The organism is Paraburkholderia sp. BGA-UO-ETr-F12, assembly GCF_059567945.1.
The window spans coordinates 70375-82107 of sequence record NZ_JCAQOZ010000024.1 but is presented as its reverse complement, the minus strand read 5'-3'; the positions used below and the strand labels follow the sequence as shown (position 1 = coordinate 82107).

Annotated in this window: 9 protein-coding genes; 4 read left to right on the top strand and 5 right to left on the bottom strand. The window is 62.1% G+C overall.

Annotation, left to right across the window (positions count from 1 at the left end):
• Positions 1–106 precede the first annotated feature (106 nt).
• The 4 genes from AC57B6_RS09455 to AC57B6_RS09440 form a co-directional block, all read right to left on the bottom strand.
• Positions 107–1225, bottom strand: a complete 1119-nt coding sequence (locus AC57B6_RS09455; RefSeq protein ID WP_496421083.1) for an FAD-binding oxidoreductase — start codon at positions 1223–1225, stop codon at positions 107–109.
• Positions 1226–1586: 361 nt separating this feature from the next.
• Positions 1587–1991, bottom strand: a complete 405-nt coding sequence (locus tag AC57B6_RS09450) for a DUF4148 domain-containing protein (RefSeq protein ID WP_496421082.1) — start codon at positions 1989–1991, stop codon at positions 1587–1589.
• Positions 1992–2196: 205 nt separating this feature from the next.
• A complete protein-coding gene (locus tag AC57B6_RS09445; protein WP_496421081.1) occupies positions 2197–2397 on the bottom strand; it encodes an SDR family oxidoreductase in 201 nt (66 codons plus the stop codon).
• Between the two features lie 281 nt (positions 2398–2678).
• A complete protein-coding gene (locus AC57B6_RS09440) occupies positions 2679–4445 on the bottom strand; it encodes a PHA/PHB synthase family protein (protein WP_496421294.1) in 1767 nt (588 codons plus the stop codon).
• Positions 4446–5355: 910 nt separating this feature from the next.
• Between AC57B6_RS09440 and AC57B6_RS09435 the strand changes: the two genes are divergently transcribed.
• Genes AC57B6_RS09435 through AC57B6_RS09420 form a run of 4 tightly spaced genes read left to right on the top strand, consistent with a single transcriptional unit; the run spans position 5356 to position 11166 of the window.
• The gene (locus AC57B6_RS09435) at positions 5356–6291 is read left to right on the top strand and encodes a 4Fe-4S dicluster domain-containing protein (RefSeq protein ID WP_496421080.1); all 936 of its coding nucleotides are present in this window, start codon (positions 5356–5358) and stop codon (positions 6289–6291) included.
• Positions 6284–7462, top strand: a complete 1179-nt coding sequence (locus tag AC57B6_RS09430) for a hypothetical protein (protein ID WP_496421079.1) — start codon at positions 6284–6286, stop codon at positions 7460–7462. Before AC57B6_RS09435 ends, AC57B6_RS09430 begins: the two co-directional genes overlap by 8 nt.
• A gap of 4 nt (positions 7463–7466) precedes the next feature.
• Complete coding sequence (locus AC57B6_RS09425; protein WP_496421078.1) at positions 7467–10541, top strand: molybdopterin-dependent oxidoreductase; 3075 nt, start codon at positions 7467–7469, stop codon at positions 10539–10541.
• Positions 10534–11166: a molecular chaperone TorD family protein gene (locus tag AC57B6_RS09420; protein ID WP_496421077.1), complete on the top strand. Its 633-nt coding sequence runs from the start codon at positions 10534–10536 to the stop codon at positions 11164–11166. Before AC57B6_RS09425 ends, AC57B6_RS09420 begins: the two co-directional genes overlap by 8 nt.
• Positions 11167–11353: 187 nt before the next feature.
• Here AC57B6_RS09420 and AC57B6_RS09415 read toward each other — a convergent pair whose 3' ends face one another.
• A complete protein-coding gene (locus AC57B6_RS09415) occupies positions 11354–11713 on the bottom strand; it encodes a carboxymuconolactone decarboxylase family protein (protein ID WP_496421076.1) in 360 nt (119 codons plus the stop codon).
• Positions 11714–11733: the final 20 nt, after the last annotated feature.

Below are 11733 nucleotides of genomic sequence, written 5' to 3'. Positions count from 1 at the left end.
TAGCGCATCTACGCCTGGCAATACGAGAGGGATATATGAGGCTTTGCCATCATCGGTCCCTAACCTCACAGAGAGCGCAGGTTCTCTAATACAATCCGCGCAGCAGCTATTCACCGTATGAATCCGCCAGTATCCGCTCACGTGGAACGCCCAATGCGGCAAGGGTGCGGATCGATTCGTGCATCGTCTTTGTCGGACCCGCCATATAGACGTCCCGCCCAATTAAACGGTCGGTGGTCCGCGCGAGAGCATCATAGACCGTCCCCTCCGCAAAAGTCATACGTGGCGGGGCAAGGAATCCAGGTCGAGTCGCACGTGCAGTGAGCGTGCACCGGAAATTCGGCGCGCTTGCCATCCAGGCTCCAACAATATCGAGTTCGTAAAAGTCGGCAGTATCCGTCACACCCCAGAAGAGCTGGACGTCACGGCTTCCGTTAATTGCCAGAACCTGCTCGATCATGGCCTTTATTGGCGCAAAGCCCGTCCCGCGCGCTACAAATAGCAGGGGTGTTTCCGGTGCTGAACGCAGTCGGAAATGGCCAATTGGACCCCGCCCGGTAAGCACTTGTCCAACCTCTGCCTTTTCAAAGGCCCAGGTGCTGAATCGTCCACCTGGGACTCTGTGAATCTGAACTTCCAGGCTTCCGTCTGCGCGCGGTGCATTGCCAATTGAGTAAGCGCGAGACAGCCATTTGGCTCCAGGCGCCCATATTTCAACGTAGTCGCCAGCGGCGAACTGACACATGCAGTCATCAGGCAACTTCGCCCCACGCAGGGTAATTACGCGGATGTTGTCGCCATACTCGACGATCTTTTCTACGACCAGGTGAACCTGTTTGTCAGGATGCGGCAAGGCGTCGTTGAGCTTAAGTTCATCCGCTCTGGCCAGAAGTTTGTCCTCCACCGCCTGATGGACCTCAGGCCGGGCAAGGGCGGCCTGAACCTCTTTCGGGTTGGGAAAGGTGATCGCCTGGGCTGGACAAAGGTTGCCACACGTGGTGCAGCCGACCATACAATAGGTCGGATTTACGACGACCGCCTTCTTGTTCTCAAAGTCGAACTTGTAAACGTGCCTGCCGCAAGTCGTCACGCATGTCCCGCAGCCAATACAGGCCGATTCGTTAACCGATGGATTCCATGAAATCAACTCCCTGGGAATGGCAAACCAGGGCTGTGAAAAAGGGGATGCGACCGGGTTGGCCGTCGTGGGCAGGTTCGGCATCATCTGTGTCTCCAATTGAGGTTGAACTGGCGCGAGTGGTGCGCGTGGCGCGAGTGGTGCGCGTGGCGCGAGTGGTGCGCGCGGCAGGAGGTCGGCTCACTGTCGGACCTGACGCGTCACGCCCACCCTTATAGCCACCTGGCAACATGCTGTGATCGCAGCGCGCCGTCTGACTGATCACGGACCTCGCCCCAGAATCTCTCTGCAGCATGCGCGTGACAGGCATGTAGCCGCTTGATGCACGTCAATAATGTGTACCCTGCCCGAGGACGTTTGACGTATGCTGCTCATCACTACGGGAGTCACCCGAAGAAAAAACCGTGCGCTCAAAACCGTCAGATTAACGTGGTGATGGCGAGACAAGTTAGTCACCGCCCCCGTAAAAGCCGTCCATGCGCTCCATCTCGCCGCTCTTGCGAGCTTGATCGAGTTCCTGTCTGACCTGATCACGCGTTTTCCCAAGACGCGCCGGCGCACCCGCTGCGCTAGTGCCCGCAGGCGTTCCGCCCACAGAGGTGGCGGCGGCGTTCGGCGCGGCAGTCAACGCACGTTGCGCATTCTGTACGTCCACCGGGTAATTTTCGCCTTCGCCGCCAGGACGATAGCCGGCGCCCTCAAGTTGTTGCAGTTCGCCGCGAACTTCCGCGCGCGTTTTGCCAGCCGCCTGGGAAGCGTCTGTACCTTGCGCATAGAGCGTGGTCGAGCAGCCGAGCGTCAACGCGAACGTTACGCCAAGACCGAGCGATTTGAGATTGAGTCTGGTAAGCATGATCCTTCTCCTGTCAGGCAGGCCAATCGGCGATATGCCGGTCCCTGATAGACAAGTTACTTGATCGCTCAATGGACTTCTTGACTCATGTCAAGAGCGGCTAACCGCGCCCTGGAGCCCAAGTCTGTCCCTATACGCGCGAGCGTGCCGGCCTCACTCCTGATCTCGGCGCATGCCTGGATATCGTCGTTATCGGCAAAGTCGATCACTGAGCCATGCGCACGAAAGAATGGACAGAAACCGGTATCGCGAATGCGAAGCCGTCGGCCGGGCAATCCACAATGCACCCGTGCAGACCCTCCTGGCGAGCGTAAGCAGTCGAGTGCAGAACAAGATCCAGATGCCCCCAGTCTCTCGCGATACGTTTGTAGACTGGCCCATATCTGATCTTGAACCGTGACGTCACATGGCGTCACGATCGAGCTTTGCAGTGCCGTTGCCAGCGGCCGCACGAAGCGCTCAGCCTTGTCATGGAGACGCCGACGATGAGCCCCTTCTTGCCGTCGAGTGCATGCATGCGTGTTTTCCTGCAGTTGGCCGCCGGTCAACGCCCGGCGCAATGCGGCGCAATCCTGCCGGGGTGAGGTGCCTGCGTCGCGTTGCCCGAGCGGCCCGGTACCGTACATCCTCACGCCGACGTTGGCGACGAACCATCCGGCGAGCGCGGCATTGTCCCGTGAATCCGTCCTACCGCTCCAGGATATAGCGCCCGGGTGCCGGCCCAAGCGCCGGGTACCCTTTCTGCGCGGCCCCCAGCGACGGTGGGGCGACGCGCTCGCTGGACTTCTGTTCGAGCCACCCGGCCCAGGCCGGCCACCATGAACCTTGGGTAACCGGGGTCGCGTCGATCCAGGTTTGTGGATCAAGATACTTTTCGGCTGCTGCTCGATGGGTCATGCGGAAGTAGCGTCCACCGTGCCCCGGCTCACTGACGATCCCTGCGTTATGACCACCGCTGGTCAGGACATACGTCACGTCCGTGTCGCTGACAAGATTGATCTTGTAAACCGAGCGCCATGGCGCCACGTGATCACTCTCGGTAGATACCGCAAAGATCGGCGTACGAATGTCGGAGAGGACGATTGGCCGGTCATCAACTTTGTAGCGCCCCTCGAACAGGTCATTGTCCAGAAAGAGGCGCCGCAGATACTCGCTGTGCATGCGGTACGGCATGCGTGTGGCGTCGGCGTTCCATGCCATCAGGTCAGTCATCGGCGCACGCCGTCCCATCAGGTATTCGTGAACCATTCGTGACCAGATCAGGTCACTGGAGCGCAATAGCTGGAAGGTGCCTGCCATTTGCCTGGTGTCAAGATAACCCTGGTCCCACATGAGGTCTTCGAGGTAGTTGATCTGGCTGTCGTCAATAAAAAGCATCAGCTCCCCCGCTTCAGTGAAATCCGTCTGGGCGGCAAGCAGCGTGACCGAATTCAGCGCCGCGTCATCTTCACGCGCGAGATAAGCTGCTGCGATCGACAGCAGCGTTCCGCCGAGGCAGTAGCCGACAGCGTCGACCTTGCGATCCGGTACGATCGCGCGCACCGCTTTGAGCGCATCAAGGACACCTGAGCGCAGATAATCGTCCATCCCCAGATCGCGGTCTTCGGCATTCGGGTTGTGCCACGAGATCATGAATACTGTGTGACCGCGCTCGACCAGATACCTCACCAAGGAATTGGCTGGCGACAGGTCGAGGATGTAATACTTCATGATCCAGGCCGGCACGATCAGCACGGGCTCAGCGTATACCTGATCCGTTTGCGGCGAATACTGGATCAGTTCAATCAGCTGATTGCGATAGACGACCTGACCAGGCGTCAAGGCCACCTTCTCTCCGGGACGGAAAGCGTCCACCCCTGACGGGGCCTTCCCGCCCATCGCGCGTTCCCAGTCCGCGAGAAAGCTGAAGGCGCCCCGCACGAGGTTCTGGCCACCTTCACGCACTGTGGCTTCGATAACCTCTGGATTCGTTGCGATGAAATTGACAGGGGAAGCCATGTCGAGCAATTGCCGCGCCATGAAGGAGACCACCCGTTCGTGATGCTCCGAGACGCCGCCGAGGCCGGTCGTCGCGTTGTGCCACCATTGCTGGTTCAGAAGAAAACCCTGATAGATCACGTTGAACGGCCAATGCTGCCAGGCGCCGCTGAGAAAGCGTTGATCCTGGGGCAGCGGCGCAATGCATCGCGGACAGCTTGGGTCGGAGGCGATCTGCATCGCGTACATCGCAAGTCGAACCGCCTTGCGCACCGATTTTTCCGCCAGCCGCTGCCATTTCCCGGGCGAGACCGCGAGATGAAACGCCCAGTCAGCGTAGGCAAGGCCAAGCGCCGCAGGAGACAAGCCCAGCGAAAGCCGTCCCATCACGGCGTGCAGCAGACGGTCGCCGCTCGTGGGCGGCTCGATCTCTTCGCACACTGTCACTGTTGGCGGTACCTCGCTACGGCCCGGCATGGCAGGGCCGTCACCGGGCTGCAGGTATCCTCGCGCGAAGCGCAGCCACTGCTCGGTCAACGCGGCCATCGAAGCATTCCCCGTCGGCAACATCCAGAAGGGCGGCTTGCCCGACGGGTCGGCGGTAGCGGCCTGCCGCTGCTCGTCAACGTGCAGATGATCGGCGCTAGCCGGACGCGATGCGAGCTCCGGGTCCGGGGTGTCCTGCGTTTCTGAACGGTGCATGGTTGGGTCTCTCGCCTGGGTTGGGTTGAGCAGAGCTGGAGCTGCTTTCGGGCTCACACGACGCACCGGCGGCGCAATATCGCAAGCATTGGAGACGCGCGACTCCGAACGCCTTGAAGCACCTGAGGGTTTGAAACGCCTCACCGGGAAGGCGACGCCCCAATGACATTGACGATCAATCGGCTCACGCTGTGCCGCCTGGCCCGGCGCACTGCATAGGCGCCGGCCCGGTTTGCGTCGACCGAGCCGTCGGTTGCATACCAGAAGCTGCTTCGTGCCCCCTGAACGGCGCCTGCGAGGCGCGGTCATTCGGATATGCCTCATACACTAACGGGCGCTGTGCCAAACGCCATTGATCTGTATCAAGAAGGACTGGTCCACGCCTCGGCCGGCGGACGAGTCGCCGACGGGGCGGGCAAGCCGTATTTCCGGAATCGGCGGCGTCGCGCCGGTATGGTCTTCAACAGCTTTCGTGGCCGGGATGCCCGCGGTTGCAACGCGCATCGCCCCGACCCGCTCGGGCGGAACAGAGGTACCCCGCAGGTGAACAACACCGTCGCGCGCAATGAAGTTGCGGGCAAGCGTCGCAGTTGTCCCCTATCCGTCATTGATGCAGATCAAGAGCGCATGCTGCGTGCGCTCGTAGGGTACAGGTATCCACAATCGAGACGAAGCGAGGCATAAGGTGAACGACTCCGACAAGCCAGCCGCTCCTGCAGCCGACCGGCGCGGCTTTCTCCGCAGGGCGCTCGGCGCCACTGCAGCAACGGTTGCCGCTGCGGCTGCAGCCGATCTGCCGGCAGCGCTGGCACAGGAGGCCAGGCAGCCAGGGGACGACGCCTTTGGCGACCCGCCTGCGTCGCTCACCCCAGCCGGCACCGACTTCGAAATGGCCCACGACCGCTCGGTGTTTGCCTATACCGTCAAAGACGGCAACCTCGCGAGAGACGGCTTCGAAGGCAAGCGCTGGGGCATGCTGATCGACCTGCGCAAATGCATCGGATGCCAGGCCTGCACGGTGGCCTGCAAGGTCGAGAACAACATTCCCACCGGGGTGTTTCGCACCTGGGTGCCGGATGTGGAACTGGGCACTTATCCCGACACCAAACGCGCCTTCTTGCCGCGCCTGTGCAACCATTGTGAGCGGCCTTCGTGCATCGAGGTCTGTCCGGCCGGTGCCACCTGGCAGCGCAAGGACGGCATCGTCGAAATCGACTACGACCTATGCTGGGGCTGCGGCGCCTGCGTAAATGCCTGCCCGTACGACGCGCGATTCATCAACCCCATCACCAAAACCGCCGACAAGTGCACCTTCTGTTCGCAGCGGGTCGATCAGGGACTGCTGCCGGCGTGCGTGGAAACCTGCGTGGGAGGCGCGCGCCAATTCGGCGACCTCAACGACCGCAATGATCCGATGACCCGACAGGTGTTGAGCGGGATCATCCAGCAACTCAAGCCGGGCACCGGTAACGAGCCGCGTGTGTTCTACATCGGGCTCACTACCGAGTTGCAGAACAACCCTCCCGGACTCCCCACGCAATGGTCGCTCGAGCAGCAGGACATCGGCCGCAACGACCACGATTGGGACGTATCCACGAGCAGGGAAGCCAACCATGTCTAACCCTCTGACCACCCCGCAATTCGTGCCTCCGCTGCGGCAGCTCCATGAGTTGTCCAACGTCGTCCACGACCGGCCGTTTTCCATCCTGTTCGCCAACTATTCCTGGCTGCTGGGCGTGGCCGGTGGACTCGCGCTGATCTGGGCGATCAACGCCTGGCGCGGCCGCACCGGGTCGGTGGAGCACCGCTTCACCATGCCGCTCGTGGTCGCGCTGATCCTGGCGGGTTTCGTCAACGTGCTGGCTGAGGTGAACCAGCCCGGCCGGCTCGTTTTCGGCTACTTCCTCGGTTGGTATAACTGGGACACGGCCATCATCAAGTACGGCATCATCCTGCTGCCACTGTTCATGATGCTGGCGTGGTGGTTGAGCTTCCAGTGCATCCCGCGAGCGCGCCTTGGGGTCGAGATCGAAAAACTCTCCGGGATCTGGCGCAAGCTGGCCGATATCTTCAGCCTGTGGAGCCGGCATTACAGCGTCTTCGAATCGGGTTGGCTCAAGCCGGTACTGATGTTCATCGTGTTGCTTGGCCTGTTCGCACCGCTGTATTCCGCCGTGTTCCTGATGAATGAGCATGGCATCCCGGTCTGGAACTCGCCGGCCGAAGCCCTCCTGTTCCTCGCCAGTGCCATCGCTGTCGCGGCGCTGGCCGAATTGGTGGTGATTCCGGCGCTGGCGTGGGCGGTGAGCGCCACCCGCCCTCAGGCGCAGCCGGGCCATCGCACAACCGCAGCGGTAGCGCTCGGCGTTTGTCTGGTGACCTGGTATGGCTGGATGTGGTGGCTTGGACGCTTCGGATCCGTCGAGGAACAGCGCGCAGCCAACCTGTTCGCAGGTCCTTATGGCGCCGGGATTACCTGGAACTGGACCATCATCGGCCTGCTGATTCCGCTTGCGCTGCTGCTCCTGCCTACCGGGCGCCATTACGGTGGCCAGTTGCTGGTCTTCCTTGGCGTGACCTGGGGCTCGTACGCCACGCGTATCGGCATCGTGCTCGGCGGCGAGGCTATCAACCGCAGCGGCGCCGGCTACTACACGTTCCATCTGAATTTCGAGGAACTCTGGTACAGCGGGGTCAGCCTGCTGCTGTTCATGGGCATCCTGGCTGCGCTGCTGGCTGCCATGCCGCGCGACACCCAATCGGCCCCCTTCTCCGCTCCGAAAAAGGTTTGACATCGTGGACATCTCACGTCGTGGTTTTCTTGCCCTGAGTGCGATCGCCGGTCTGGGCGCAGGAACGCTCGGGTTTTCCCGGCGCCTGATCGATCTGGTGCCGCTGACCAACCGCGGCCGCAAGGCTCTGCACCCGGTCTACGGCAACTCCAACTCCCCGGAATGGCTGCGCGACACCACCACAGGCAAGCTGGTGCCCAATCCGCAATGGACCCTGCACCACACCGTCGATCTGCAATGCCACAGCGAATGCGGGCTGCGCGTGAAAATTGATCGCAAGACCGGGCGCATCCAGCGCATCATCGGCAACCCCTACCACCCCAACACATTGAGCGAATATACGTCGGTCAGCACGCCGCTGATCGACACCGCGCGCCTGCCCGGTACGGTGTGCGCGCGCGGCAACACCGGCATCCAGTCCACGTATGACCCGTATCGGGTGCTCGTGCCGCTCAAGCGCGTCGGACGGCGCGGCAGTGGCCAGTGGAAGCCGATCTCCTGGGATACGCTGGTCAGCGAAGTGACCGAAGGCGGCAGGATCTTTGCCGACACCAACGACCCGGCCAGCAAGGATCTGGAGATCCTCGGATTTCGCGGCCTGTATGCCAGGCGCCATGAGCCAATCGACCCCCAAGCCCCGGAACTCGGTCAGCGGACCAATGGCTTCGTGCTCCAGGGCGGGCGCCTGGTTGGCACGCGCATGACTTTCGCCGAGCGTTTCGTGCATACCTTCGGCAGCGTCAACGTGTTCGACCATGTCAACGAGTGCGAGCTCAGCCACCATATCGCACACCAGCATGTGTATTCGGGCATCAACATGACCCAGCCCGATGTACGCGAGGCCAAATTCATCATCTACTGGGGCACGCAGCCAGGCGACGCCAATTTCCCGATGCAGACCCAGGGCAAGTACGTGGCCGAAGCGCGCTCCAAACCCGATGGCTTGAAGTACGTGGTAGTCGACCCCAAGCTGAGCCGCGGTGGCGTGGTGGGCGACCGGGCGAGCTGGCTGCCGATCAAGCCCGGCACCGACGGCGCCCTGGCCATGTCGATGATCCGCTGGATCATCGACAACCAACGCTATAACGCTCCGTATCTGTCCTGTCCGACGTTGGCTGCGGCGCAGACTGCGGGCGAACTGTCGCACACCGATGCCACGCATCTGGTCATCGTCGATCCCACGCATCCGCAGGCACGGCATTTCCTCACGGCCGGGCCCGCCGGGCTGGGAACGCCGCAAGCCCAAGGCGACGACGATCGCGTTGTCGTCGACACAGTCAGCGGCAAACCCGCGCAAGCCGCGAGTGTCAAGGCGGCTCAGCTCGACTTTGCCGGCGAGGTCAACGGCATTATGGTGAAAACGGCCTTCCGCCTGATCAAGGAAGCTGCCGAAGAACATACGGTCGAACAGTACGCGGCGATTTGCGGCATCGAGCCGCAACGCATCGTGGAAGTGGCGCGGGAGTTCACGAGCCACGGCCGGCAGGTGGCCAGCACCATGTACCGGGGTGTGGTCAAACACCCCAACGGTTATTACAACGGCGTGGCGGTGCTGCTGCTCAACCTGCTGGTGGGCAATATGAACTGGACCGGCGGCCTCACTGCCGGCGGCGGTGGCTATCCGGTGAAAAAAGGCCGCTACGACATCGAAAGCGTGCCCGAGGCTGAGGGCCTGGCCAAGGGCGTGATCATCAACCGCGAAAAATTCCACTACGAAGACACCAGCGAGTACAAGGCCAAGGTGGCCGCGGGCAAGAATCCCTATCCACCCACGCGGCCATGGTTTCCGCTCAGTTTCGCGATGTACAGCGAAACGCTGCCCTCAGCCATCCAGCGTTACCCCTATGGCGTGGATATCCTGCTTTGGCAGAAGGCCACGCCGCTATACAGCGTACCCGGCCAGGGCAACCCGGAGTTTCTGGAAGCCATCAGAAACCCCAAAAACATTCCGCTCATCATCGCGTCGGAAATCGTAGTGGGCGACTCGAGCATGTATGCCGACTATATCCTTCCGGATGTGTCGCACCTGGAAAGCTACGATCTGATCGATACCTTTCCGACCACCCTGACCAAAGGCACCGGCGTGCGCTGGCCAGCGGTCAGCCTCACCTCGAGGACATCCGACGGCCGCCACATCTGTCTGGAGGAATTCCTCATCGACGTGGCCAAACGGATCGGCATGCCCGGCTACGGCGAAAAAGGCATTCCCGATGCAAGCGGCAAATACTGGGCGTTTAACCGCCGCGAAGACTTCTATCTGAAGGCCGTGGCCAATCTGGCCTACGCGAAAGGTGTCGGCGGCGACGAAGTGCCGGAGGCCTCGGCTCTGGAGATCACGGTCACCGATCTGGACGATTACCACAAGCAGTTCGCCGACTCACTCAAGCCCGACGAATGGCCCAAGGTCATGGGCGCACTGGTGCGCGGCGGCCGCTTTGAACCCTACACCGGCGCACGCAGGGGCGATCAGCTCGCACACCAGTACACCAAGCCATTGCACTTCTACGCGCAGAAAACCGCTACGACGCGCAACAGCATGAACGGCGCGTTTTTCCACGGCACCACGCGCTGGGTAGAACCCACGACGGCACTGGGCAAGCATCTCGACCAGCTCGACGACCCGAAAGACTGGCCGCTGACCATTATCACCATGAAGGGCGCACTGCAGTCGCACTCGCGCCTGGTATCGAACTACTCGCTGCGCGAGATCAACCCGGGCAACGGCGTGCACATGGCAGTCGAAGATGCGAGGCACATGGGTATCGCCAATGGCGACTGGATCTGGGTGGTCACCCCCGAAGGCAAGCGCCGCGGTCGCGCGGTGGTGCTCGAAGGCATCCGTCCCGGCGTTATCCTGTTCGAAGTCGGCTATGGTCACTGGGGCTATGGCGCCAGCAACTACCAGGTGGGCGGCAAGCGCGTGCTCGGCGATACGGTGCGCCGGGCCGGCATTCACCTCAATCCCATCATGCGGCTGGATCCCGACGTATGGCAGATGCCGCTGATGGACCTCACCGGAGGCAGTGTGGTGTTCTTTAACACCAAGGCCCGCCTGGAAAAGGAGACGGCCCATGTCTGATTCTGCCGAACTGGCACGCCTCGCCAGCGCAGCCTCGTATCTGATGCTCAATGCACCGGACGCGCGAACCCTGGCGGTGCTGGAAGCTGCGTCGGGCGAGCGGTTCGATGCTGCCCGGGCCCGCCAGGACTTCTACGACTTTCTGTGCATCCCGCAGTCGGGCTGCTTCCTGCCTCCCTTCGCGCATGTGTTGAGCCGGGCGCAGGAAACCCCCGATTACTGGCACTTCCCAACGCCGAAATTCGATGGTGGAGACGCGCTGCTGTCCTGGTACGACGCCGCCGGCTTCGACACGAACACGCTACCGGCCGATCCGATCCTCGCGGCGGCCAGCCGACCGCTCGATCATGTGGGCGTGCTGCTTGCCTTCCTTGCGCTGTTGCTCGACGCGGCGCAGGACAGCGAAGTCGACCGCGCGGTGCTCGGTGAATTCCTCGGCGAACACATCCGGCCTTGGGCCGACATCTTCGTTCGCCTGCTCTCCCAGGCCGGTAGTCCTTACATTGCGCTGCTGGGCCGGACGCTGGGCGATCTGTTCGATGCCGTGTGCGAGGCTTACCCGCCCGTGGCTCCGGTCCAACATCAAGGGCCGCCCAGAACGATCGCGATTCAGCCGGTGGCTTGAATGCCGGGCCACCTTTCATTCTGTTCCTGCTTGGCAGCGTCTGGACGATCTCCCGGTTGAATCCCGAACAGGAACCGTCCGCCGGGCGCGGTGAATGGAACGGGTGGGCCGACAGAGCGGCCGTCGTCAGCGACACCCGCGTGCCATCGGCCGGTACCAATCACAAGGCGTGACGCCAGCGATTCGCTCAAGGCGTTGACCCCGCCCGCGCCGCGAACTGGTCGACGGCTTCGAGGGCCTCTGCCGCGTACATCACCGACGGCCCGGCTCCCATGTAGATCGCCATGGCCAACGTTTCGGCCACAGCTTCGCGCGAGGCACCTCGCTTGACGGCGCCTTGCGCATGATAGGCGATGCAAGGTGCGCAGCGGACGGCGACGCCGATCGCTAGCGCGATGAGCTCCTTTGTCTGGCTGTCGAGCGCGCTGCCTCCATGCGCGGCGACCGCCAGTTCGTTGAACGTCTTCATTACATCCGGCGATGCGCGGTGCAGGTCACCCACTGCGCCGTTCATGCTGGTGATCAGAGCCTGCCAGTCTTCAACCATGGTCGTCACTCCCCATTTTC

What these genes read in the sequence shown, in the direction of transcription:
- AC57B6_RS09455 (WP_496421083.1), bottom strand. Translation starts at nt 1,225, where the DNA reads ATGATGCCGAACCTGCCCACGACGGCCAACCCGGTCGCATCCCCTTTT.
- AC57B6_RS09450 (WP_496421082.1), bottom strand. Translation starts at nt 1,991, where the DNA reads ATGCTTACCAGACTCAATCTCAAATCGCTCGGTCTTGGCGTAACGTTC.
- AC57B6_RS09440 (WP_496421294.1), bottom strand. Translation starts at nt 4,445, where the DNA reads ATGCCGGGCCGTAGCGAGGTACCGCCAACAGTGACAGTGTGCGAAGAG.
- AC57B6_RS09430 (WP_496421079.1), top strand. Translation starts at nt 6,284, where the DNA reads ATGTCTAACCCTCTGACCACCCCGCAATTCGTGCCTCCGCTGCGGCAG.
- AC57B6_RS09420 (WP_496421077.1), top strand. Translation starts at nt 10,534, where the DNA reads ATGTCTGATTCTGCCGAACTGGCACGCCTCGCCAGCGCAGCCTCGTAT.
- AC57B6_RS09415 (WP_496421076.1), bottom strand. Translation starts at nt 11,713, where the DNA reads ATGGTTGAAGACTGGCAGGCTCTGATCACCAGCATGAACGGCGCAGTG.